This is a genomic window from Pseudomonas sp. ANT_J28, assembly GCF_008370005.1.
Classification (GTDB): Bacteria; Pseudomonadota; Gammaproteobacteria; order Pseudomonadales; family Pseudomonadaceae; genus Aquipseudomonas; species Aquipseudomonas frigoris.
This window is the reverse complement of record NZ_VOBM01000004.1, coordinates 84,169-108,079: the sequence shown is the minus strand read 5'-3', so window position 1 is coordinate 108,079 and position 23,911 is coordinate 84,169. Positions and strand designations below refer to the sequence as shown.

The 23,911-nt window shown below is 59.1% G+C and carries 21 protein-coding genes and 3 pseudogenes; 14 read left to right on the top strand and 10 right to left on the bottom strand.

The features are described 5' to 3' along the window. Position 1 precedes the first annotated feature (1 nt). A complete protein-coding gene (locus tag FQ187_RS03655; protein WP_149628441.1) occupies positions 2-580 on the top strand; it encodes a cob(I)yrinic acid a,c-diamide adenosyltransferase in 579 nt (192 codons plus the stop codon). A gap of 122 nt (positions 581-702) precedes the next feature. On the opposite strand, the gene FQ187_RS03650 is transcribed toward FQ187_RS03655, so the two are convergent. From FQ187_RS03650 to secA, 4 genes are all read right to left on the bottom strand, one after another. Further along, positions 703-1,653, bottom strand: a complete 951-nt coding sequence (locus tag FQ187_RS03650) for a Nudix family hydrolase (protein ID WP_149628440.1) — start codon at positions 1,651-1,653, stop codon at positions 703-705. After that, positions 1,650-2,282, bottom strand: coding sequence for a glutathione S-transferase family protein (locus FQ187_RS03645; RefSeq protein WP_149628439.1), 633 nt, complete (start codon positions 2,280-2,282; stop codon positions 1,650-1,652). The genes FQ187_RS03650 and FQ187_RS03645 overlap by 4 nt, the downstream gene beginning before the upstream one ends. A 157-nt stretch (positions 2,283-2,439) precedes the next feature. After that, complete coding sequence (argJ, locus tag FQ187_RS03640) at positions 2,440-3,657, bottom strand: bifunctional glutamate N-acetyltransferase/amino-acid acetyltransferase ArgJ (RefSeq protein ID WP_149628438.1); 1,218 nt, start codon at positions 3,655-3,657, stop codon at positions 2,440-2,442. 120 nt (positions 3,658-3,777) lie between these two features. Then, positions 3,778-6,513: a preprotein translocase subunit SecA gene (secA, locus tag FQ187_RS03635; protein ID WP_149628437.1), complete on the bottom strand. Its 2,736-nt coding sequence runs from the start codon at positions 6,511-6,513 to the stop codon at positions 3,778-3,780. 307 nt (positions 6,514-6,820) lie between these two features. On the opposite strand from secA, the gene FQ187_RS03630 reads away from it, so the two are divergent. Continuing rightward, on the top strand, positions 6,821-7,276 hold the full coding sequence (locus FQ187_RS03630; RefSeq protein ID WP_149628436.1) for a DUF721 domain-containing protein: 456 nt from the start codon (positions 6,821-6,823) through the stop codon (positions 7,274-7,276). Between the two features lie 121 nt (positions 7,277-7,397). Here the strand turns inward: FQ187_RS03630 and FQ187_RS03620 are convergent, their stop codons facing one another. Next, positions 7,398-8,885 carry a helicase HerA-like domain-containing protein gene (locus tag FQ187_RS03620; protein WP_149628435.1) on the bottom strand — a complete coding sequence of 496 codons (1,488 nt, stop codon included), beginning with the start codon at positions 8,883-8,885 and terminating at the stop codon, positions 7,398-7,400. Between the two features lie 189 nt (positions 8,886-9,074). On the opposite strand from FQ187_RS03620, the gene FQ187_RS03615 reads away from it, so the two are divergent. The 4 genes from FQ187_RS03615 to FQ187_RS03600 all read left to right on the top strand — a co-directional run bounded on the left by FQ187_RS03615 (position 9,075) and on the right by FQ187_RS03600 (position 14,029). Further along, complete coding sequence (locus FQ187_RS03615) at positions 9,075-10,964, top strand: methyl-accepting chemotaxis protein (RefSeq protein ID WP_149628434.1); 1,890 nt, start codon at positions 9,075-9,077, stop codon at positions 10,962-10,964. A 182-nt stretch (positions 10,965-11,146) separates the two neighbouring features. Beyond that, entirely contained in the window at positions 11,147-12,268 is a 1,122-nt protein-coding gene (locus tag FQ187_RS03610) for a glycosyltransferase family 1 protein (protein WP_149628433.1), read from the top strand. Beyond that, positions 12,261-13,037 (top strand): DUF2334 domain-containing protein, encoded by a 777-nt coding sequence (locus FQ187_RS03605; protein WP_149628432.1) that lies wholly within the window; start codon positions 12,261-12,263, stop codon positions 13,035-13,037. Before FQ187_RS03610 ends, FQ187_RS03605 begins: the two co-directional genes overlap by 8 nt. After that, positions 13,034-14,029, top strand: coding sequence for a lysylphosphatidylglycerol synthase transmembrane domain-containing protein (locus FQ187_RS03600; protein WP_149628431.1), 996 nt, complete (start codon positions 13,034-13,036; stop codon positions 14,027-14,029). Before FQ187_RS03605 ends, FQ187_RS03600 begins: the two co-directional genes overlap by 4 nt. On the opposite strand, the gene FQ187_RS29900 is transcribed toward FQ187_RS03600, so the two are convergent. Further along, positions 14,016-14,192 (bottom strand): hypothetical protein, encoded by a 177-nt coding sequence (locus FQ187_RS29900; protein WP_178122667.1) that lies wholly within the window; start codon positions 14,190-14,192, stop codon positions 14,016-14,018. The two genes, FQ187_RS03600 and FQ187_RS29900, sit on opposite strands and share 14 nt — an antisense overlap. Before the next feature lie 86 nt (positions 14,193-14,278). Continuing rightward, on the bottom strand, positions 14,279-15,127 hold the full coding sequence (gene purU / locus FQ187_RS03595; RefSeq protein WP_008147434.1) for a formyltetrahydrofolate deformylase: 849 nt from the start codon (positions 15,125-15,127) through the stop codon (positions 14,279-14,281). A gap of 339 nt (positions 15,128-15,466) precedes the next feature. On the opposite strand from purU, the gene mvaT reads away from it, so the two are divergent. Beyond that, entirely contained in the window at positions 15,467-15,844 is a 378-nt protein-coding gene (gene mvaT, locus FQ187_RS03585; RefSeq protein WP_007933316.1) for a histone-like nucleoid-structuring protein MvaT, read from the top strand. Between the two features lie 100 nt (positions 15,845-15,944). Here mvaT and sbcB read toward each other — a convergent pair whose 3' ends face one another. Further along, the gene (sbcB, locus tag FQ187_RS03580; protein WP_149628429.1) at positions 15,945-17,375 is read right to left on the bottom strand and encodes an exodeoxyribonuclease I; all 1,431 of its coding nucleotides are present in this window, start codon (positions 17,373-17,375) and stop codon (positions 15,945-15,947) included. 183 nt (positions 17,376-17,558) lie between these two features. Between sbcB and FQ187_RS03575 the strand changes: the two genes are divergently transcribed. The 7 genes and pseudogenes from FQ187_RS03575 to FQ187_RS03545 form a co-directional block, all read left to right on the top strand. After that, positions 17,559-18,284 carry an RDD family protein gene (locus FQ187_RS03575; protein ID WP_149628428.1) on the top strand — a complete coding sequence of 242 codons (726 nt, stop codon included), beginning with the start codon at positions 17,559-17,561 and terminating at the stop codon, positions 18,282-18,284. Continuing rightward, positions 18,281-19,258, top strand: a complete 978-nt coding sequence (locus FQ187_RS03570) for a stage II sporulation protein M (protein WP_149628427.1) — start codon at positions 18,281-18,283, stop codon at positions 19,256-19,258. The genes FQ187_RS03575 and FQ187_RS03570 overlap by 4 nt, the downstream gene beginning before the upstream one ends. Further along, positions 19,245-20,789 carry a DUF4129 domain-containing protein gene (locus FQ187_RS03565; RefSeq protein ID WP_149628426.1) on the top strand — a complete coding sequence of 515 codons (1,545 nt, stop codon included), beginning with the start codon at positions 19,245-19,247 and terminating at the stop codon, positions 20,787-20,789. The genes FQ187_RS03570 and FQ187_RS03565 overlap by 14 nt, the downstream gene beginning before the upstream one ends. Beyond that, the gene (locus FQ187_RS03560; RefSeq protein ID WP_149628425.1) at positions 20,786-21,949 is read left to right on the top strand and encodes a DUF4350 domain-containing protein; all 1,164 of its coding nucleotides are present in this window, start codon (positions 20,786-20,788) and stop codon (positions 21,947-21,949) included. The genes FQ187_RS03565 and FQ187_RS03560 overlap by 4 nt, the downstream gene beginning before the upstream one ends. Positions 21,950-22,104: 155 nt before the next feature. Further along, positions 22,105-22,617, top strand: coding sequence for a phage integrase SAM-like domain-containing protein (locus FQ187_RS03555; RefSeq protein WP_256667272.1), 513 nt, complete (start codon positions 22,105-22,107; stop codon positions 22,615-22,617). Between the two features lie 10 nt (positions 22,618-22,627). Continuing rightward, positions 22,628-22,762 carry a transposase gene (locus FQ187_RS03550; RefSeq protein WP_149628424.1) on the top strand — a complete coding sequence of 45 codons (135 nt, stop codon included), beginning with the start codon at positions 22,628-22,630 and terminating at the stop codon, positions 22,760-22,762. Beyond that, positions 22,741-23,073 (top strand): annotated as a pseudogene (locus tag FQ187_RS03545) (Crp/Fnr family transcriptional regulator); the annotation flags it as partial. The gene FQ187_RS03550 and the pseudogene FQ187_RS03545, both read left to right, overlap by 22 nt. A 21-nt stretch (positions 23,074-23,094) precedes the next feature. On the opposite strand, the pseudogene FQ187_RS03540 reads toward FQ187_RS03545, so the two are convergent. Next, a pseudogene (locus FQ187_RS03540) lies at positions 23,095-23,480 on the bottom strand (helix-turn-helix domain-containing protein); the annotation flags it as partial. Positions 23,481-23,773: 293 nt separating this feature from the next. After that, positions 23,774-23,899, bottom strand: a pseudogene (locus FQ187_RS30805) (IS3 family transposase); the annotation flags it as partial. Positions 23,900-23,911 lie beyond the last annotated feature (12 nt).

The following is a 23,911-nucleotide window of genomic DNA, read 5'->3' as shown; positions in this document are numbered from 1 at the left end:
CATGGGCTTTCGCTTGTCGAAGATTTACACCCGCACCGGCGACAAAGGCGAAACCGGGCTGGGCGACGGCCGCCGCGTGCCCAAGGATCATCCACGGATCGAAGCCATTGGCGAAGTCGATACGCTGAACAGTCAGGTGGGTGTGCTATTGGCCGGGTTGGCGGCGGAAAGTGGCGAGTATCCGGGCTTGAACGAAGTGATCGATGTTTTGGCGCCTTGCCAGCACCGGTTGTTCGACTTGGGTGGTGAACTGGCGATGCCGGTGTATCAGGCACTGAACATGGCAGAAGTGGAACGTCTGGAAACTGCAATCGATGTGTGGAATGAAGAGCTGGGGCCGCTGCAGAATTTCATTCTGCCGGGTGGTTCGGCGTTGATTGCTCAGGCCCATGTGTGCAGAAGCCTGGCGCGCAGTGCCGAGCGGCGGTGTCAGCATTTGAATGCTGTCGAACCGTTGGCTGGGGTTGGGTTGGCGTATATCAATCGGTTGTCGGATTTGTTGTTCGTGGTGGCGCGGTTGATTGCCAAGCGGCAGGGGATTGCCGAAATATTGTGGCAACCGGCGGCAAAACCCGAATAAATTATCGTCTGCCAGGCCCTCATCGCGAGCAAGCTCGCTCCCACAGGGATCAATGTCGTACACAAATCTGTGTCCGCCACGAACCACTGTGGGAGCGGGCTTGCTCGCGAAGGGGCCGGTGGCTAAACCAAAGAATCAGGCCAAAATGCCCGAATCCCCGCCGCACCCTGTGCGCCCGCTTCCCAGGCTTTCTGAAGATCCGCCGGGCTAACACCACCGAGCAAGAACACCGGCTTGCTGAAACCTTCGATCAGCGCTAAAGCCTGTTCCCAACCCAGCGGCTGAGCACCCGGATGGGTCAGGGTCGGCTGCACCGGTGACAGGGTCACAAAATCCACGCCCATCTGCTCGGCCAACGCCAGCTCTTCAGCGTTATGGCAGGACGCCGCCAGCCAGCGCGACGCCGGTAACGGGCGGCCAGCCGCCGCGTACTTGCGCAGTTGCGCAGAGGTGATGTGCCAACCGGCAGACGGGAAATCTCCCAGCCACTCGAACGGCCCCTTGATCATCAACTGCGCCTTGCCAGCACAGAGCCCCGCCGCGTCCACCGCCAGATCGCGGTACTTCGGATCGTAGCCGTTGGGTGCCCGCAACTGGATCAGCTTGATGCCGCCGGCGATGGCTTTTTGAATACCGCGCAGCAAGGCCGGGGTTTCCAGGTCGTCCGGGGTAATCAAATACTGCGCGGGTAACCGCGCAGCCGCGACAATCGGCTGGTTGGCCGCCGGGAACTCGTAGTTCAGCAGATCCCGGGGCGCGACCCATTCCAACGGCTGGCCTTCGGCGCCGTGCGGTTCGCCGGTAAAGGCCGACACTTCCCAAACGTCCAGCAACACTTGCTTGTCCGGGTAATCGTGCCGGACCTTGATCAGCGGGCGAGCCGTGTTGACCACGATGCCCAACTCTTCAAGGAGTTCGCGAGCCAGGGCGGTTTCGACGGATTCGTCGGCCTCGACCTTGCCACCGGGGAATTCCCACAGGCCACCCTGATGCTGAGTGTCGGCACGGCGGGCAATGAGGATCTTGCCACTGCCATCGCGGATGACAGCGGCGGCTACGTGTACTCGCTTCACCGCCCGACCTCCTCCAGACCCGCCTTCTGCCACGCCTTGAAGGCGGGCCATTGGTAGATGGTTTCGACGTAGGCCGCGTCCGCTGCGGGCAGCCTCACCTGATAGGTGCGCAGGCGCACGGCGATCGGTGCGAAGAAGGCATCCGCCAAGGTCGCGCCGCCGAACAGGAACGGACCGGTTTCGGTGGCGGCGGCGCGGCACTCGGCCCACAACGCCAACATACGCTCGATGTCGGCCTGGACGTCAGCCGGTGTCGGCGACAGCGCAGCGTCGTGACTCAAGTCGAATGGCATGTTGCCGCGCATGGCGAAGAAACCGCTGTGCATCTGCGCGCACGCCGAACGGGCCTGGGCGCGGGCGGCGGTGTCTTTGGGCCAGAGGCCGGCTTCGGGGAACTGCTCTGCCAGATACTCGGCAATCGCCAGGGAGTCGGCGATGGTGCCGTGTTTGGTTTTCAACAGCGGGACTTTCGCGGTCGGCGAGTGCTTGAGCAGACGCTCACGTGTATCCGGCTGGTTCAGCTTGATCAGTTCTTCGGTGTAAGGGGCGCCAGCCAGGTCGAGGGCCAACGCGCCGCGCAGGGACCAGGAGGAAATCAGTTTGTCGCCGATGATCAGGTGAAGGCTCATGTTCGGGACCTTTTGATGGAGGAAACAGGCCAGACTATTTAGTGACTGAGAGACCGCTTTCGCGAGCAAGCCCGCTCCCACATTAGATTTGTGTACACCTCAAACCAATGTGGGAGCGGGCTTGCTCGCGAAGGGAGCGACTCGGTCCTGACTTTGGTTACGTGCGGTATTCGGCGTTGATTTTCACGTATTCGTGGGACAGGTCGGTGGTCCAGATGGTTTCGCTGCAATCACCGCGACCCAGTTCGATACGGATCGTGATTTCTTCTTGCTGCATCACGGCCGCGCCCTGGGCTTCGGTGTAAGTCGATGCACGAGCGCCACGGCTGGCGATACAGACATCACCGAGGAACACGTCGATCTTGCTCACGTCCAGATTCGGTACGCCAGCACGGCCCACGGCGGCCAGAATGCGGCCCCAGTTCGGGTCGGAGGCGAACAGTGCGGTCTTGATCAGCGGCGAGTGAGCCACGGTGTAACCGACGTCCAGGCATTCCTGGTGATTGCCACCGCCGTTGACTTCAACGGTCACGAACTTGGTCGCGCCTTCGCCGTCACGAACGATGGCCTGAGCCACGTCCATGCACACTTCGAACACCGCTTGCTTCAACTTGGCGAACAACTCGCCTTCGGCGCGGGTGATTTCCGGCAGTGCTGCCTGACCGGTGGCGATCAGCATGCAGCAGTCGTTGGTCGAAGTGTCGCCGTCGATGGTGATGCGGTTGAACGATTTGTTGGCACCGTCCAGCAGCAGGTTTTGCAGCACATCGCGAGAGACTTTGGCGTCGGTGGCGATGTAGCCGAGCATGGTCGCCATGTTCGGGCGGATCATGCCCGCGCCTTTGCTGATACCGGTGACGGTGATGGTCACGCCGTCATGCTGGAACTGGCGGCTGGCACCTTTTGGCAGGGTGTCGGTGGTCATGATGCCGGTGGCGGCAGCTTCCCAGTTATTGACCGACAGGTCGTCAAGGGCGGCTTGCAGAGCCCCTTCGATTTTCTCGACCGGCAGCGGCTCGCCGATCACACCGGTGGAGTACGGCAGCACCAGGCTGGCGTCGACGCCGGTCAGCTCAGCCAGTTTGGCGCACGTGCGCTCGGCGGCGGCAAGGCCTGGTTCGCCAGTGCCGGCGTTGGCATTGCCTGTATTGGTCAACAGGTAACGCACCGGACCTTGCACACGCTGCTTGGCCAGGATCACGGGAGCCGCGCAAAAAGCGTTCAGGGTGAACACGCCAGCGACCGTGGAACCTTCGGCACAGCGCATGACCACAACATCCTTGCGCCCCGGGCGCTTGATGCCAGCCGAGGCGATACCGAGTTCAAAACCGACAACCGGGTGCAACGTTGGCAAAGGACCAAGACCAACAGCCATGAATGCGCTCCTTTAGATGATGTCAGCACCGTTTTCAGGAAGAACGGTGGTTTAAATGGCAAAACGCCGCGACGGCATAAACCGGTCGCGGCGCGGGTATTTCAGCGTAAGAAACGGGGTTTACTGGATCTGCCCGTGGCAATGCTTGAACTTCTTGCCCGAACCGCAGTAGCAAAGTTCGTTGCGGCCCAACTTCTGCTCATTGCGTACCGGCGCGATGGCAAGGGCGACATCGACCTCTTCACCCAGCAGTTCCGGTTGCTCAAGCCCCGGTGCTTCGTCGTGCTGGAACTGCATGCGCGCAGCCAGCGCTTCGGCTTCCTGACGCAGGCGTTGTTCTTCTTCGATCGGATCTTCGCGGCGAACCTGAACGTGGGACAGCACACGGATCGAGTCGCGCTTGATCGAATCCAGCAGCTCGGAGAACAGCGTGTAGGACTCGCGCTTATACTCTTGCTTCGGGTTCTTCTGTGCATAACCACGCAAGTGGATGCCGTGACGCAGGTGATCCATGGTCGACAGGTGGTCTTTCCACAGGTCGTCGAGCACACGCAGAACGATTTGCTTCTCGAAGGTGCGCAGCGCTTCGGCGCTCGCCTGCTCTTCTTTCTCGTTGTACGCGGCCAGCAGCTCGGCCATGAGCTTCTCGCGCAGTGTTTCTTCGTACAGGTGATCGTCTTCGTCGAGCCATTTCTGGATCGGCAGCGCCACACCGAAGTCGCTCTGCAACGCCGCTTCCAGACCGGCCACGTCCCACTGCTCAGGCAGCGATTGCGGTGGAATATGTGCGCTGACGGTTGCGTTGAGCACGTCCTGACGGAAGTCGGCGATGGTTTCGCCGATGTTGTCGGCGGCCAACAAACTGTTACGCATGTGATAGATCACTTTACGTTGTTCGTTGTTGACGTCGTCGAACTCGAGCAGTTGCTTACGAATGTCGAAGTTGCGGCCTTCAACCTTGCGCTGAGCCTTCTCGATGGCGTTGGTCACCATGCGGTGCTCGATCGCCTCGCCAGGCTGCATGCCCAGGGCCTTCATGAAGTTCTTCACCCGATCAGAGGCGAAGATGCGCATCAGGCTGTCTTCCAGCGACAGGTAGAAACGGCTGGAACCAGCGTCACCCTGACGACCGGCACGACCACGCAGCTGGTTGTCGATACGGCGCGATTCGTGACGCTCGGAAGCAATCACCTGCAAACCGCCCGATTCGAGCACTTGCTGGTGACGTTTCTGCCAGTCGGCCTTGATCTGGGCAATCTGCTCAGGGGTCGGATCTTCCAGGGTGGCCACTTCCACTTCCCAGTTACCGCCCAACAGGATGTCAGTACCACGACCGGCCATGTTGGTGGCGATGGTCAGTGCGCCGGGGCGACCGGCCTGGGCAATGATCTCGGCTTCTTTTTCGTGGAACTTGGCGTTCAGAACCTTGTGTTCGATGCCTTCCTTCTGCAGCAGCGCAGACATGTGCTCGGAAGTTTCGATGGTTGCAGTACCCACCAGTACCGGACGGCCCTGGGTCATGCATTCCTTGATGTCATTGATGATCGCCGCGTATTTCTCTTCGGCGGTCAGGAACACCAGGTCGTTGTAGTCTTTACGCGCCAACGGTTTGTTCGGCGGGATAACCATCACCGACAGACCGTAGATCTGGTGGAATTCGAACGCTTCGGTGTCAGCGGTACCGGTCATGCCGGACAGCTTGTTGTACAGACGGAAGTAGTTCTGGAACGTGGTCGAGGCCAGGGTCTGGCTTTCGGCCTGAATGTTCAGGTTTTCCTTGGCTTCGATGGCCTGGTGCAGGCCTTCGGACAGACGGCGACCCGGCATGGTGCGACCGGTGTGTTCGTCGACCAGAACGACCTGGCCATCCTGCACGATGTATTCGATGTTGCGATTGAACAGTTTATGAGCGCGCAGACCGGCATAAACATGAGTCAGCAGACCAAGGTTGTGCGCCGAGTACAGGCTCTCGCCTTCAGCCAGCAAGCCAACGCGGGTCAGCATGTCTTCGATGAACTGGTGACCGGCTTCGTTGAGCTCAACCTGACGGGTCTTCTCGTCGACGGTGTAGTGGCCAGCCTTGGTGACTTCGCCTTCAACTTCTTCGATGTGCAACTCAAGCTGCGGGATCAGTTTGTTGATCTCGATGTACAGCTTGGAGCTGTCCTCGGCTTGACCGGAAATGATCAGCGGGGTACGGGCTTCGTCGATGAGGATAGAGTCGACTTCGTCGATCACGGCAAAATTGAGTTCGCGCTGGAATTTTTCTTCCATGCTGAACGCCATGTTGTCGCGCAGGTAGTCGAAACCGAATTCGTTGTTGGTGCCGTAGGTAATGTCGGCAGCGTAAGCCAGACGTTTCTCTTCCGGCGGCTGGAACGGCGTGACAACACCGACCGACATTCCGAGGAATTCGTAGAGCGGACGCATCCAGTTGGCGTCACGACGGGCCAGGTAGTCGTTCACCGTCACAACGTGCACGCCCTTGCCGGACAGTGCGTTGAGGTAAACGCCCAGTGTTGCCACCAGGGTCTTGCCTTCACCGGTACGCATTTCCGCGATCTGGCCTTCATGCAAGGTCATGCCGCCGATCAGCTGGACATCGAAGTGGCGCATACCCATGACGCGCTTACCGGCTTCGCGGGCGACCGCAAAGGCTTCTGGCAGCAGCTTGTCGAGGGTTTCCCCTTTGGCGATGCGGGCCTTGAACTCATCTGTCTTGGCACGCAATTGATCGTCCGAAAGGGCCACCATTTGCTCTTCGAAGGCATTGACGAGTTGCACCGTCTTGAGCATGCGTTTGACTTCACGCTCGTTCTTGCTTCCAAAAAGTTTCTTTAACAAAGGCGCAAACATATCGGCAGGATCTTCCACACTAAAGGGATGGAGGGCGGCCCCGTGAGTCGCCCGAGCAGCCCTCATGGCCGCATGCGAACGAGCATTCTACCCGGAAACGATGGTGAGGAAAGTGGCGTTATTCCACGATGCCGGCACAGCGCTGTGACGGGGCTCACTTAAAATAAGGGCTTTTTGCTCAACTTCAAGCCATTCATGGCACAAGTTACTTGTTGATTTAATGGGTAAAGCGCTCGCAAAGCAATGGCTCGGGTGCATCCGGTGCTTTCTGCTACCATGGCGGCTCTGTTACTTCAGGTGTCTGATCATGGCATTTCGCCCTCTTACGGCCAGAGCACCCGCCGTCCTGCTTCGCGAAGCCAAACCGCTGAAAGCCATCTTCGGCCACGCTCAACGCCTGGGTCATTTACAACGTCTGCTGGAAAGCCAATTGCAGCCCGCCGCCCGCGAGCATTGCCATGTGGCGTCGTGGCGCGAAGGCAGTTTGTTGCTGATAGTGACCGACGGTCATTGGGCAACCCGCCTGCGTTATCAGCAAAAGCGTCTGCAACGGCAACTACAGATGTTCGACGAATTCGCCAGCCTGACGCGGATTCTGTTCAAGGTTCAGCCGCCCACGGTTCAGCAAGGGGCGGCTGGCCATACCATCAGCTTGTCGATCAATGCAGGCGCGACCATTCAGGCCACCGCCGACGGGATCAGCGATCCGAATCTTCGGGCAGCGCTGGAACGCCTTGCGGCTCACGCTAAACCCAAGGCATGACACAAATCTAATGTGGGAGCGGGCTTGCTCGCAAAGAGGGAGTGTCAGTCGACATCAATGTTGCCTGATACACCGCTTTCGCGAGCAAGTCGGGTCGCCGCACCGCCGCGCCCACATTTGTTCAGCGGCGTTTGTTGCCGCCGAGCAACGAGCCCATCAAGCCGCGTACCAACTGTCGTCCCAATTGATTGGCCGCCTGGCGCATCGCTGATTTCAGTGCCTGCCCCGCCGCGGTGCCGAGAAACTCCCCGGCCTTGTCGGTGAAGCTTGGCTCTTCGGCTGCCGGTTTGCCCGGAACAGCGTCAGGCTCTGGCGCCAACCCTTTGCGCCCCATCAACACTTCATAAGCCGATTCACGATCAACGGGTTTGTCATACCGCCCCTTGAATGGCGACCCCGTGATCAGCACTGTGCGTTCAGTCTCGCTCAACGGCCCGATCCGCGACTGCGGTGGTGCGACTAATACACGCTGGACGATTTCCGGCGTGCCCTTGTCCTGCAACGTGCCGACCAGCGCCTCGCCAATCCCAAGCTCGGTCAGCACCGACAAGGCATCGAACGCCGGGTTCGGCCGGAAGCCTTCGGCCACCGCTCGCAGGGATTTCTGCTCCTTGGCGGTGAACGCGCGCAAGCCATGCTGAATGCGCAAACCGAGCTGCGCCAGCACGTCATCCGGCAAGTCGCCCGGCGATTGGGTGACGAAATACACGCCAACGCCTTTCGAGCGAATCAACCGCACCACTTGCTCAAGACGATCCTGCAAAGCCTTTGGCGTACCGGCGAACAATAAATGCGCTTCGTCGAAAAACAACGCCAGCAGCGGTTTGTCCGAATCGCCGCGCTCTGGCAGTTGCTCGAACAGTTCGGCCAGCAGCCACAACAGGAACGTTGCATAGACCTTCGGCGCTTCGTGCACCAGACGGCTGGCATCAAGCAAGTGAATGCGCCCGCGGCCCTCGGCGGTCGGCTGCAGAATGTCTTCGAGTTGCAGCGCCGGCTCACCGAACAGCGCTTCGGCGCCCTGCTGTTCCAGGGTCGCCAGACGCCGCAACAGCGCCTGACTGGAACCGGTGGTCATCAGCGCGGCGTCGTCACCGAGCAATTCGGGGTTGTCACGCAGGTGATTGAGCAGTGCCTTCAGGTCCTTGAGGTCCAGCAGCAACAGCCCTTCACGGTCCGCCACCTTGAACGCGGCGTACAGCGCCGACTGTTGACTGTCGGTCAGCTCCAGCAGGCTGCCAATCAATAACGGCCCCATTTCGCTCAAGGTTGTGCGCAACGGATGACCGGACTGACCGTGAATGTCCCACAGGGTCACCGGATACGCTTGAGGCGTGTGGTTCAGCCAAGGCATCCCGGCAATCCGCTCGGCGATTTTGCCTTGAGGGTTGCCGGCGGCGCCCAGCCCACACAGGTCACCCTTGATGTCGGCGGCGAACACCGCCACGCCGGCATCGCTGAATGCTTCGGCCATCCGTTGCAAGGTGACAGTTTTGCCCGTCCCGGTTGCGCCCGCGACCAAACCATGACGGTTCGCCAGACGCATGGCCTGGGCAATGGGCTGCCCGGCGAGGTCGGCACCGATAACGAGTTGTAATGAGTCAGGCATTTTGTCACCCATGGTTAATCTTTGAACCTTCACGGCCGATAGAAATAAACGAGAGACCCAATTGAAAGCAAGGTTCGACATTCCCCTATGGAGAGCAGGAATTACCGACTCGCTCCGTTGCGCACTCATTTTGCGCGCATTAACAGCAACGCGCCCCGAACAATAAGACCTTAGCGGACCCCCCGAGCCATGAACAAAAATCTGCGCTTCAGCCATAAAATCCTGCTTGCCGCCGCCCTCATCGTCATTGCCGCCTTCGCCTCGTTCACGCTGTACAACGACTATTTGCAGCGCAATGCGATACGCCGCGATCTGGACAACTACTTGCAGGAAATGGGCAGCGTCACCGCGAAAAACATTCAAACCTGGCTGGCCGGCCGTAGCCTGCTGATCGAAAACCTGTCGCAAACCGTTGCGTTGAACGCAGATATAGCCAATGTCTCCAACCTGCTGGAACAGAAGGCCGTGTCGTCGACCTTTATGGGCGCCTACCTGGGCAACAAAGATGGCACCTTCATCATCCGCCCGGACAGCAAGATGCCCGACGGTTATGACCCTCGTGCCCGCCCTTGGTACAAGAGCGCGCAAAGCACCAGCGGTTCTGCCCTGACCGAACCCTACATCGACCTGGCTTCTGGCCAGTTGGTGATTTCCATCGTTAATAGCGTCCTCAAGGACGGTCAAAACATCGGTGTGGTCGGTGGTGACTTGAGCTTGCAGGTGATCACCGACAGCCTCAACGCACTGGACTTCGACGGCATGGGCTATGCGTTCCTGGTCGGTGCCGACGGCAAAATCCTGGTCCACCCGGACAAAGCGCTGGTGATGAAGTCCCTGAGCGAGGCGTACCCGAAAAACACCCCGCGCATCAGCAGCGACTTCAGTGAAGTCGACGTCGACGGCAAGACTCGCATCGTGACCTTCACACCGATCAAAGGGCTGTCCTCAGTCAACTGGTACATCGGGTTGTCGGTGGACAAGGACAAGGCCTTCTCCAAACTCAGCGAATTCCGCGCCTCGGCGCTCATTGCGACGGTCATTGCCGTCGCCATCATCATCGCTCTGCTCGGCATGCTGATCCGCATCCTGATCCAGCCGCTGCACGTCATGACCCGCGCCATGGCAGACATCGCCGACGGCGAAGGCGACCTGACCAAACGCCTGACCATCCAGAACAACGACGAATTCGGTGTCCTCGGTACCGCGTTCAACCGCTTCGTGGAACGCATTCACGGTTCGATCCGCGAAGTGTCGTCGGCCACCGGACAAGTCAACGAAGTGGCTCTGCGTGTAGTGGCCGCCTCGAACTCGTCGATGTTCAACTCCGACCAACAGGCGTCGCGCACCAGCAGCGTGGCCGCGGCGATCAACCAGCTCGGCGCCGCCGCTCAGGAAATCGCCCGTAACGCAGCACAAGCATCGAGTCAGGCCAGCGATGCCCGCAGCCTGGCCGAAGATGGCCAGCAAGTGGTGGATCGCAGCATTGTCGCGATGAATCAGCTGTCAAGCATGCTCAGCGCCTCGAGCACCAACATCGAATCGCTGAACAGCAAAACCGTGAACATCGGGCAGATTCTCGAAGTGATCACCAGCATCTCCCAACAAACCAACCTGCTGGCGCTCAATGCGGCCATCGAAGCGGCGCGCGCCGGTGAAGCCGGACGTGGTTTTGCCGTGGTGGCCGATGAGGTGCGCAACCTGGCGCACCGCACTCAGGAATCGGCGCAACAGGTGCAGACCATGATCGAGGAGCTGCAAATCGGCGCCCGCGAATCCGTCAGCACCATGAGCGACAGCCAGCGCCACAGTCAGGACAGCGTCGAAATCGCCAACCTGGCCGGCGAGCGCTTGAACAGCGTGACGTTGCGTATCGGCGAGATTGACGGGATGAACCAATCGGTGGCGACAGCGACCGAGGAGCAGACGGCGGTGGTGGAGTCGATCAACGTCGACATTACCGAGATCAACACACTGAATCAGGAGGGTGTGGAAAACCTGCAGTCGACGTTGCGTGCGTGCTCGGATCTTGAGCAGCAGGCGGCGCGGCTTAAACAGTTGGTGGGCAGTTTCCGTATTTAGCGTCCGGACGGGCCCCTTCGCGAGCAAGCCCGCTCCCACAGGTTCAACGCCAGACCTTGTGGGAGCGGGCTTGCTCGCGAAGGCGACCCTCCAAACACCGCAAACCTCACTGCCCCGCAAAACCCCAACCGAACATCTATCCTTCATAAAGGTCAACCAAGGGAGCCCAACGGACCGGAGGGATGTTCATCGTGCATATCGCTGACATAACCATGTTCTACGCCCCTGCCAGCGGTGGCGTGCGCACTTATCTGGATGCAAAACACCGTCGCCTGAGCGTCAAGCCGAACATTCGCCACAGTCTGCTGATCCCTGGGGCTTACTTAAGTGAACAGGATGGTGTTTACACAGTTCCGGCCCCCGCCCTGCCCTTCGGCAAAGGCTATCGCTTCCCCCTCCGTCTCGCGCCCTGGCGCAATGTTTTGCACGATTTACAGCCCGACCTGATCGAGGTCGGCGACCCCTACCTCACCGCATGGGCGGCCCTCGATGCCCGGCGGCAACTCGATGTCCCAGTGATCGGCTTTTATCATTCGGACCTGCCGCTGCTGGTCAGCAACCGCATGGGCAGCTGGGTCACCACCAACGTCGAAGCCTATGTCAGCAAGCTCTATGGCAACTTCGATCGGGTTCTGGCACCCAGCCAGGTCATGGCCGACAAACTGATCGGGCTGGGGGTGAAGAATGTTTTCGTTCAACCGTTGGGCGTCGACTTGCAAACCTTCAATCCCACGGCACGAGACACCGGCCTGCGGGCCGAATTGGGCATTGATGAAAACACTCATTTGCTGATCTTCGCCGGGCGCGGCTCCAAGGAAAAAAACCTGCCGGTGCTGCTGGACTGCATGAAACGCCTGGGCCGACGCTATCACCTGCTGCTGGTAGGTTCGTCGATGCCGGCCGTGGTGCCCGACAACGTTACCGTGGTCGATGAGTTTTGCCCGGCGGCACAAGTGGCGCGGTTGATGGCCAGCGCCGATGCGCTGCTGCACGCCGGCGATCAGGAAACATTCGGCCTGGTGGTTCTTGAAGCCATGGCCAGTGGCATTCCGGTGGTGGCCGTGGCGGCCGGGGCCTTTCAGGAAATCATCACCGATCAATGCGGCCTGCTCTGCGCGCCGAATAATCCATTGGCGATGGCCAACGCGGTACGCGAGCTGTTCAGTTCGGGCAGCGTGGTTTTGGGCAAACAGGCCCGCAGCCATGTCGAGCAGCATTACTCCTGGGACACGGTGGTCAATAGCCTGCTGGTGCACTATCACGCCGTGCTCGGCAGCCACTGGCCACTGACGGCCAATGGTTGAGCCCATGAATCCGCCCAGCCTGATACTCGTCCTGCACGACGTCGCACCGCAAACCTGGGCCGATTATCAACCTTTTGTCGAAGCCGTCGACGCCTGGGGCGAAGTGCCGATGACGTTGTTGGTGGTGCCCAATTTCCACAAGCACAACGATCTGGAGGAGCATCCGGGATTTCGACGTCTGCTCACCCGTCGTCTCGCCCGAGGTGACGAACTGGCATTGCACGGTTACTTTCATTGCGATGAAGCGCCCACTCCCACTACGCCACGAGACTGGTTCATGCGCCGGATCTACACCCACGAAGGGGAGTTTTACAGCCTGTCTCAAAAAGCCGCCTTCGCCCGCCTGCGTGCCGGCATCGAAGTGTTCCACCGTTATCACTGGCCGCTGGAGGGCTTCGTCGCACCGGCCTGGTTGATGAGCGAAGGGACGCGCCAGGCCTTGCGCCAGTTACCCTTGAGTTACGCCAGCGATTCGCAGCATCTGTATCGTCTGCCGGACTTCACCGCCGTTGATGCGCCAGGCCTGGTCTGGAGTGCGCGCAGTGCCTGGCGCCGGGGGTTGTCGAAGCTGGTCAGCGATCAACGCGAACAACGGTGGCGGCAAGCACCGGTGATTCGTCTTGGCTTGCACCCGGTGGATATGCGCCATGAGTTCTCGCGCTCTTACTGGTTGCAAACCCTCAAGCGCTTGCTCGACGAGGGACGTGTGCCGATGACCAAGGCTCGTTGGCTGACTCTGCAAAGCGACCGTATGGGTCGCGCCGTATGAGTCGCGGGATTCTGCTGCTCGTCGCGCTGCTCGCTGCGGTGCTGATTCCGTCGCTGCTGGGCGGTAACGAGACCTGGTATCGACTGCAAAGCTTTCCGCTGACTTGGTTACTGATCATGTTCGGCATGATCCTGCTGTGCTGGGTGCTGAACACGATGCGCCTGCGCCTGTTGCTAGGGGATCAGCGCGACAGGGTGGGCCCGCTCAAAAGTCTCGGGGTGGTGATGGCCGCCGAATTCGCCTATTGCGCTACCCCCGGCGGCAGCGGCGGGCCGCTGACGATCATGGCGCTGTTGGCGCGCAATGGCGTGCGTCCGGCCCGGGGCAGCGCCGTGTTTGCCATGGATCAACTGAGCGATCTGCTGTTTTTTCTCTGCGCGCTGAGCGGGATCCTGATTTATGCGTTGTTCCAGCACCTCAGCCAACGCATGGAATGGCTGCTGACTGTCAGCGCCATTTCGATGTTCGGCGGGTTGTTCAGTTGCGTGGTGGTCGCCCGCTACCATCGAATACTGATTCGTCTGAGCGGTCGGTTGCTCGCTCGCCTGAATGTCAAAACCACCACGCGTCTGCGCTGGGCGCGAAAACTCCTGCACTTTCTGGCGGCGTTCACGGACACACTGAAGCTGCCCTTTCAGACGCTCATCACGGTGTTTGCCTTGACCTGCCTGCATTGGATCTTGCGCTATAGCGTGCTGTATCTGGCGTTACGTGGGCTCGGGGCGGATTTGCAGTGGGCCTGGAGCTTTCTGATCCAGATGCTTTCGCTGAGCGCGGGGCAATTCAGCCTGTTGCCGGGCGGTGCCGGGGCGGCGGAGTTGACCTCGGCGGCGCTGCTGGCACCGATGGTGGGAAAATCCACCGCGGCGGCGGCGATTCTGATCTGGCGGGCGGTGACTTATTACTTCTATTTGCTGGTGGGTGGCCCGGTGTTTTTGCTGATGCTCGGGCGGCCGCTGCTGAAGAAGTTGATGAAGTTCAAACAGGCGTAGGCTTGTCGTCGGGTTCTTGCTGCAACTGTTCCCACAACTCCGCCGCACCGGGAAACTCCGTGCCGTCTTCGGGGCTCATGTCATCCGGGTCGTAACGACTCAAACACCCTTCGCCCAACGTGGCAGGAGCCTTGGATGTCGCTTTGTCGAGTGGATCGGCCATGCTCATGTCCTCAGTGCAGAAACGGCGAAGGGCCTGAAGCGATTGAACGCCCAGGCCCTTCGAATTTCAACCGTGTTGAATGGCTATCAGAACACGACCGTTTTGTTGCCGTGCACCAGCACCCGATCTTCCAGGTGATAACGCAGACCTCGGGCCAGCACCATCTTCTCGACGTCCCGACCGAAACGCACCATGTCGTCAATGCTGTCACTGTGGCTGACGCGAACGACGTCCTGTTCGATGATCGGACCGGCATCCAGTTCTTCGGTCACATAGTGGCATGTAGCGCCGATCAACTTCACGCCACGCATCGATGCCTGGTGATACGGCTTGGCACCGACGAACGACGGCAGGAAGCTGTGGTGAATGTTGATGACCTTGTGAGCATATTCGCGGCACAACTCGGGTGGCAGGATTTGCATGTAGCGGGCAAGTACGACCACCTCGGCATCGTGCTGTTTGACCAGGCGCGAGACTTCAGCGAATGCCGGCTCCTTGTCCTGCGGATTGACCGGTACGTGGTAATACGGAATCCCGTGCCACTCGACCATGCTGCGCAAGTCGTCATGGTTGGAAATCACGCAGGAAATTTCGCAATCCAGCTCATCACTGTGCCAGCGGTGCAACAAGTCGGCGAGGCAGTGAGACTCGCGACTGGCCATCAGTACCACACGCTTTTTCTGCTCGGTATCGGTGATGCGCCAGTTCATCGAGAACTCTTCGGCAATCGGTGCAAACGCTTCGCGAAAGGCATCGATACCGAAAGGCAGCGAATCGGCACGAATTTCGTGACGCATGAAGAACCAGCCACTGAGATTGTCCGAGTGATGGCTCGCTTCAGTGATCCAGCCGTTATGTGACGCCAGAAAGTTACTGACTTTAGCAACGATGCCGACGCGGTCCGGGCAAGCAATCACCAGCCGAAAAGTGCGCATGAGGGTCAAACTCCAGAACTTCGCAAAGGCGGCCATTCTAGCGATTGCGCAGCAAAACTGCAGTATTGATGACGTTTGCCCGGCACGAAGGTGGGCGAGCAAGGTTCTGGGGGCATCCGCTACCCGCGCGATGGTGTTCCTGTTGCCAATCTTCAAGTGTCCAATTGTGAGTATCTGTGATGACTGCATCACACTATTTAACTACACCGGCAATTTATGCCCTATTCACCGCAACTAATTTAAATAAAACTCCGGTTAAATGTTTACTTGATGAAACACCCTGACTATTATTGCCGCACTGTCACCTGCCATCCTGCGCCACAACATAAGGTAGTCCTCATGTCCTTGATCAACGAATATCGCGCCACCGAAGAAGCTATAAAAGAGCTGCAAGCCCGTTTGAAGAACCTGTCCCAAGACGACAAACTGCAAACCGAGCTGGAATTCGAAGGCAAACTGCGCACCCTGATGGGCGAATACTCCAAGTCTCTGCGTGACATCATTGCGCTATTGGATCCAGAGTCCAAAACCAAAGCACCACGCGGCGGCGCAGTAAAAACTACTGGCACCAAGCGTGCTCGCAAAGTTAAACAATACAAAAACCCGCACAACGGCGAAGTCATCGAAACCAAAGGTGGCAACCACAAAACTCTGAAAGAGTGGAAAGCCAAGTGGGGCGGTGACGTGGTTGAAGGCTGGGCTACCCTGCTGGGCTAAGCCGTAGCGCTTGTCGCAGACTCATCCGCGACAAAAAAGAACGCCAGCATCTGCTGGCGTTTTTTTATGCCCGGCATTCAACACCCGAACATTTTCGATTTCAAAGATTCAAACGTTTGCGTAATCCCTCGACATAATTCTGCCATTCATTCAGCACCTCTCGCTGAAACGATGTAGCCGTAATGCTCCATTGAGCTGCGGCCTCTACAAAAGTTTCCAGCGTATTTGGCGCCCCCCACTCGGGGGCTGACAAACGTTGCTGACAGAATATTCGCCAGCGCTCTTGCTCTTCGAAACTCAGCGTATCGGGGAAGTTGCGTGCGCGATATCGAAACAATAATTCAGGTAGTCGTTCATCATCGAAAGGCCATTGTTGTTGCGCCAATTGAGCAGGGTCGGCAGACCTGACTTGCTCACAAAGACGCCGATCCCGATCACCGATAAAACCATCGTATAACTGTTGCTCAGGGTCTTGGCTCGGGGTGAAATCTTCGCTGGCGTAAATCGCCTGAACTTTATCTCGCCAAACTGTTTGTGCGTCACTTAGCCGCAGCGCGCGCTCATGGTAGAGCGACATATCCAGCCCCAAACGTTGCTGATCTTCAGAGCGAAGTACCGACACCGGCGCCACCACAGGGCATTTATTGATGTGGATAAGTTTGAGCGGCACCGGCAACTCGCCCTCGGCCAAGTCATCGCGGCGGGTATACAGCCGTTGGCGCAAGGTGTCGGCATCAAGATCGAGCAAGCCCTGAGGGTCCAGGTGCAGGTCACAGACAATCAAGGCGTTCTTGTTTCGCGGGTGCCAGGCCAAAGGCAGCACCACACCGACATAATTGCGCGCCGCTGAAAAGCGCCCGGAGATGTGCACCATCGGCTGCAACAGCCGAATCTGATCCATCACCTTTTGTTTCCCGCGCAACTGAAACAACCAGTCATACAACTTCGGCTGCTTTTCCCGGATCAGTCGCGCCAGGGCGATGGTGGCGCGAACGTCCGAAAGCGCTTCGTGAGCATTTCCGTGATCAATGCCATTGGCGGCGGTCAGGCGTTCGAGTTTCAGCGTTATCCGCCCCTCTTCGTCCGTAGGCCAAACGAGGCCGTCAGGGCGCAAGGCATAGGCTGCACGCACCACATCGATCAGGTCCCAGCGGCTATTACCGCCCTGCCACTCACGCGCGTACGGGTCAAAAAAGTTTCGGTAAAGACTGTAACGAGTCATCTCGTCGTCGAAACGCAACGTGTTGTACCCCGCCCCGCACGTGCCGGGCGCAGCGAGTTGGGCATGCACCCGGGTCATGAAATCGGCTTCGCTCAGGCCTTGCTCGGCCAGTCGACCGGGCGTAATACCCGTGATCGCACAGGCCGCCGGATGGGGCAGGATGTCTTCACTGGGCTGGCAGTAAAGGTTGACCGGCTCGTCTATTTCATTGAGATCGAAGTCAGTGCGAATCCCCGCCATTTGGAGCGGGCGGTCGCAACGGGGGTTGATGCCAGTGGTTTCATAGTCGTACCAGAAGATAGAGGTCACGGGCTATTCCTGAACTGAAGATCGGCGAAGTCTAGGCGTTCACATCCCGCCCCGGCCAGCAATCTCGTCATTCAATCACCTCTGGCCACTTACCGTGCAATACATAGTTATGTCGTTTTCCCCCGAGAGGCTGCTAGCATCGGACGGACATCGAATCCCGAACAGGCCACATCAAGGTTGCCCATGCTCGAGACCACAGCACTGCCAAGGAAAGCGACGCTGTCCCCGCCACTGGACACGCGGTATCAAGTCGAAACGCCGGAAGGCATCGACCTGCCACTGCACCCGGCCGGGTTGATGGTTCGTGCGCTGGCGTTCTTCATCGATCTCGGGCTGCGCGGGTTGATCGTCGGCCTGCTGTTCATCGTCCTGGCGTTCCTCGGGAAACTCGGTGCAGGGCTCGGCTCGATTCTGTTGTTCGTGGTGAGCTGGTGGTACATGGTGCTGTTCGAAGTGCTCAATCAGGGGCGTTCGCCCGGCAAGCAGTGGATGGGCCTGCGGGTGGTGCAGGACGATGGCACGCCGATCGGCTGGTCTGCTTCGCTGCTGCGCAACCTGCTGCGATTTGTCGACATGCTGCCGTTCGGCTATTTCCTCGGGGCCATCAGTTGCCTGCAACATCCTACCTTCAAGCGCCTCGGCGATCTGGCTGCCGGCACGCTGGTGATCTACCGCGAACAGCCGCTCGCCCGACCACAGCTGCCCGCCGTCCAGCCCCGGCGCCCGGCCTTTGCGCTGACGTTGACCGAACAACGCGCCATCCTCGGGTTTGCCGAACGTCAGGGTGAACTCTCTGAAGCACGGGTCAAAGAGCTGGCGGCCATACTCGCGCAACCGTTGCAGGTGTCGGCGCCAGGGGCCGTGGACGAACTCAATGGCATCGCCCGCGGTTTGTTGGGCCCGACATGAAGCAAAGCCTTTTCGAAACTCGCCACAAGGCCGAATGGGAGCAATTTACCCTCGTGCTTGAACAGCTGGAGCAAGGCAAGGAAGCCGAACGAGTCGCCCGTTTTCCAAGCGATTATCGTCGTCTCTGCCAACACCTGGCGCTGGCCCAGGAACGTGGTTACAGCAGTTTTCTGATCGACTCATTGCAGCAACAGGTCCTGCGCGGACATCAACAGCTTTATCGCCACCGCAGTCGATTGGGTGCCAACGTGCTGAGCTTCATCCTGGCTGACTTCCCGCGACTGGTGCGCGAACAGTGGCGCTTCGTGCTCGCCGCCGGCCTGATGTTTTTTGGCAGCCTGATCGGCATCGCACTGCTGGTGTATCTGTTCCCCGACCTGGTCTACAACCTGATCCCGGCCGAGCAGGTCAGCGAGATGCAAGGCATGTACGACCCCGAGGCCGGTCACCTGGGGCGTTCGGCGGAACGGGCGGCCAGTGAAGACTGGGTGATGTTCGGTTACTACATCATGCACAACATCGGCATCGCCTTTCAGACCTTCGCCAGCGGTGTGCTGTTTGGCTTGGGCAGCGCGTTTTTCCTGTTCTTCAACGGCTTGATGATCGGCGCGGTGGCCGGGCACCTGACGCACATCGGCTACGGGCAAACCTTCTGGTCATTCGTGGTTGGCCACGGCGCCTTCGAACTGAGTGCTATCGCCCTGGCCGGTGCCGCCGGCCTGCAACTGGGTTGGGCATTAATCGCGCCGGGACGCCTGCCCCGCTCCGAGGCCCTGCGATTGGCGGCACGCAAGAGCGTGCTGCTGATTTGCGGGGTCATGCTGTTTCTGCTGATTGCGGCGTTTATCGAAGCTTACTGGTCGTCCACGATCGGGGTCGCGCCAATGACCAAGTACCTGGTCGGTGCAGCGCTCTGGTTGTTGGTGGCGGTTTATCTGCTGTTTGCCGGACGGACCCGCCATGCGCCTGAGTGACGCCACGGTAGTGATCCGCCCGCGCACGACCTGGGAAGCCATGGACCTGGGCGTCCTGCTGAGCCAGCGACACCGGCGCCTGCTGATGACCAGTTGGGCCATCGTGACCTTGCCGGTTTTCGCCCTGCTCAGCTGGGTGCTGTGGGATTCGCCCTCCCTCGCCGTGTTCATCTTCTGGTGGCTGAAACCGGCGTTCGACCGCCTGCCGCTGTACATACTGTCCAAAGCCATGTTTGGCGAAACGCCCACGCTCAAGCAGGCGCTGCGCCAATTTCCGCGACTGCTCCAACCGCAACTGCTGGTGAGTCTGACTTGGCGGCGCCTGAGCCTGAGTCGCAGTTTCCTGATGCAGGTGGTGCAACTCGAAGGGCTGAGTGGGCAAGCGCGACAACAGCGCTTGCAGGTGCTGTTGCAGCGCAACGCCGGTGCCGCGCGGTGGCTGACCATCATCGGTGTACACCTGGAAAGCGCGTTATGGATCGGCCTGATGGTGCTGTTCTATATGTTCTTGCCGCAACAGGTCGAACTCGACTGGAGCTGGCAGACCTTGATTACCGCCGCCACACAGGACTGGCGATGGCTGGAACACCTGACCAACGCCTTTTACGCACTGGTGCTCATTGTCTGGGAACCGGTTTATGTCGCCTGCGGCTTCAGCCTTTATCTGAATCGGCGCACGGTGCTGGAGGCCTGGGATATCGAGCTGGTGTTCCGCCGCATGCGCCAACGCTTGACCAGCGCCGCCGTCACCCTGCTGCTGGCGGCGTTCCTGCTGATGCCGACCGCGCAAACCATCTGGGCCGCAGAGCCAGTCATTTCACCCGACAGCCCACGCCTGCTAGACCAGCCACTGACCAGTCAGGCGTCCCGGGACAGCATCAAGGCGATCCTCGATCAGCCTCCGTTCAAGAACAAGGAATCGGTCACGCGCTATCGGTTTGGCGAGGACAACCCCGCCACCGATACGGTGGACGATGGCCAAGCACCCGAATGGCTGGAGGCGCTGCTCAAGCTTCTGGACAACCAACGCTTCGGCGCAGCGGCCACGCTGATTGAAGTTGTGTTGTGGGGTGTCGTGATCGGTGCCATTGGTTTATTGATCTGGCATTACCGTGACTGGTTGCAAGCCTTCGTCAGCCGTCGACCGGCCTTGAACAGCAAGGTCGCGCGGCCGTTACCGCAACAGGCTTTCGGCCTGGACCTCAACCGCGAAACCCTGCCCGCCGACATCGCCGCCAGCGCCGAACGCCTCTGGCAAACCCACCCTCGCGAGGCCCTCGGGTTGCTCTATCGCGGTCTGCTCAGCCACTTGCTGCACGATTTCAACATGGCGCTGAAACCCGCCGACACCGAGGGCCAGGTGCTGGAGCGCATAGAACAATTGCAACAACCTGCCTTGCTGGCCTTCAGTAAAAACCTGACCGGGCACTGGCAGAACATGGCCTACGGGCATCGCCTGCCGCCCGCGCATTTGCAACAGGAACTCTGTGATGGCTGGCGAGCCCTGTTCGGCCCGGGAGTGTTGCGTTGAACCGGCAACGCTGGCTGGCGGTCGGCGTGTTCATCGCCGTGATATTGATCGCGCTGAGTGTTTATCTGTACGTCAAGGCGACGCCCTATCAGGCAGACATCGATCACGGTCCCTCGCCCGAAGCCCAGGCCAATCCTTACCTCGCTGCCGAGCATTTTCTGCGCAAACAGAACCTGACCGTCAGCCACGCCAACAGCCTCGACATTCTGCCCACCCTTGAGCCGCATCAGCACAGTCTGTTATTGCTCGGGGATCGGTACAACATGACCCCGCGCCAGATCCATCAGGTGCTGAACTGGACCCGGGCCGGCGGACGTCTTTTGTTTGTTGCCCAGTCGCTGTGGGATGAAAAGACCGACCAAAGCAATGACCTGTTGCTCGACCGGGTGCAGCTGCACCAGTCGCTGAGCAAAGACCTCAAGGACCCGCCGCCCGCTATCGACGACGATCCTTACCCCAAGCTGACCAAGCTGTATCTGGAAGACGAAAACGCGCCGGCCTACGCCGGTTTTGATACCGCATTCCATCTCGACGACCCGAAAAACCTCGCGCAAGCCTGGGCCAACAGCGGCAAAGCCACGCACATGATGCAGCTCAATCACGGGCTCGGGTCGATCACCGTGGTCACCGACGCCGACCTGTGGAAAACCCCGGCCATCGACCAGTACGACAACGCCTGGCTGCTCTGGTACCTGACCGCGGACACGAACGTGACCCTGCTGTTCAACACCGATCACGACAGTCTGCTGACCTTGCTTCTGCGCTATTTCCCTCAAGCATTGGTCGCCCTTTTTGCCCTGATCGGTCTTGGCGTCTGGCACGTCGGCGTGCGCCAGGGTCCGCTGCTGGAACCGGCCCCGAGAGCCCGCCGCCAACTTCAGGAACACTTGCGCGCCAGCGCCGATTTCATGCTGCGCAGAAACGGTCAGCAGCACCTGGTGCAAGCCTTGCAGCACGACATCTTGCGTCGTGTGCGGCGCCGTCATCCCGGTTTCGAACAACTCGGCGTTGCCGAACAATGGCTGGTGCTCGCACGCCTTACCGGCCAACCCACACGCGCTATCAGCCAGGCCATGAGCCCGCGACCGAAGCAGCGGCAGTCCAGCGCTGAATTCAGCCGTCAGGTCGCCCACCTGCAAACCTTGAGGAACGCCTTATGATCTGACACCTTGCAAACGTTAGATTCCCACTATATTAGAAATAGCCCCTTACCACCTCATAGCCAGAGCTGGTGATTAAGGGGCGATCTAATGGCCCTGAATCTGTTTAAGCAGACAAAAGGGATTGGGTGTCTGGTCAGTGCAGGGGATGGCAGATGGAGCTTGTGAGGGCTACTCAAGATTTTGTGATTGCTGGGCAACCCTACCCGGGGTTCCCCATTCTTCTGTGGGATTCGATGGAGAGTTGCGTCCCCGCCAATCAGTTCTTTCGCCATTACCTGCTACGCGGGGAGATCGGGTCTAATCGTTCCTGGCCCAGTACTGGGCGCGCTCTTTACGATTTCTTCAGCTTCCTCCAAGCCCATGAGTTGGACTGGCGCGACGTTGATCGTGGCGAGGCGAAGAGTCTGGTGGCAGCCTATCGGGACTATTGCCTGACAACGTGCAAACTGGCACGGAACACCACTCGCCAGCGCTTGACTTACATCTGCAAGTTCTACAAGTACGCCCTCAAGGAGGGGTGGGTGAAACGCCTGCCCTTCACCTATGAGTTACGCGTCGTAAGGCGCGAAACAAACTTTCTTGCGCACGTCGACGCCAGTGGCGGCAAGGTTTGCAGTGGTCTAATTTCCCCGGACACCCCGATAGGTGGAAAATACACCTATTGAGGAGTTCTCCATGACCGACAAACGCAAAGTATTCGACGACAGCTTCAAGCTGGAAGTTGTAAAGATGATCCGAGGGCAAAATCTGAGTGTTGCTCAAGTCTGCGGTGAGCAGGGGCTGATTCACTGCGCTATACCCAGGCACTAATCACTCAGATGGCCCAGACGGCGGTGTGCAATCGCCATCATTCTATCGATCAGCAGCTGTGTCGCTGGCTCCTGCTCTCTCTTGATCGTCTGCCCAGCAATCAGTTGACAATGACCCAAGAGCTGATCGCCAACATGCTGGGTGTGCGTCGCGAGGGAGTTACCGAAGCTGCAGGTAAACTGCAACGCCTCGGTGTGATCGAGTACTATCGAGGTGAACGAGCCCTTCTGGAGCAACTTAGCTGCGAATGCTACGCCGTGGTGAAAACCGAAACCGATCTGCTATTGCCCTATCTACCTCGTAAGGCTTAATCGGCATGACATTTTCCCTTGGTCGTTGGCGGCCCATATACGCTGGACGCTGGCCGGTGAGATACCGGCGACTCGCGCCATGCTTCGACAGCTCCAGCGAGGCTGACCAATACGCAGCTGAGTGACTTGCTCAAGGAGCTGTTTCAACGCTTCGGCCAGCAGGGATGGCTTGCGACCTCGTCCGGGCAGATCTACCAGGCCTTGTAGACGCAGCTCTTGAAAACGCTTGCACCAGCGGGTGACTGAAACAACGGAGAGACCGGTCAACTGGGCAATCTCGTTACGAGAACAACCTCAAGTGGCTAGCAAAATTACCCGCTCCCGACGACCGTCACGCTGACTGATCTTATGCGCCTACTCAGTTCAATCAGTTCATCGTCACTGAGCACGATGTTCTGAGAGTTCATGTGATCACTGTGAGATTCGCGCGACTAGCGCCACACAGAGCTTAAGCGTAGACACACCGATGATATCTATTTAACACCCCAGCATGACTTGGTCTCATGAACAGCAATGAACGGCTAAATCGCGAAGGGCGTAGCTTGAGGTAGAGTCGGAAAATACTGAAGCAACATGCAGCTGCCAGTGCAGGTTTTCCGCGGTAGCTCCTGGCCTTCCTCAGGATAATCCTTCGCTTATGTGGCCCTGGCTGTACACCCAGCGAGAGAGGCGCCTTGATCTGGTAGTTGCCGAATTCATTTGCCGGCACATCAAACTCTCGATTCAAGACGTTCGGAATGTCAGGCCGCTCGACTGTCGCCTGTTTGTACGCGTGTGATCCCGGTTGTTTGATGACTAACGCCAGTTCCCGCATCAGGCCACTCACGACTGCTGCGCC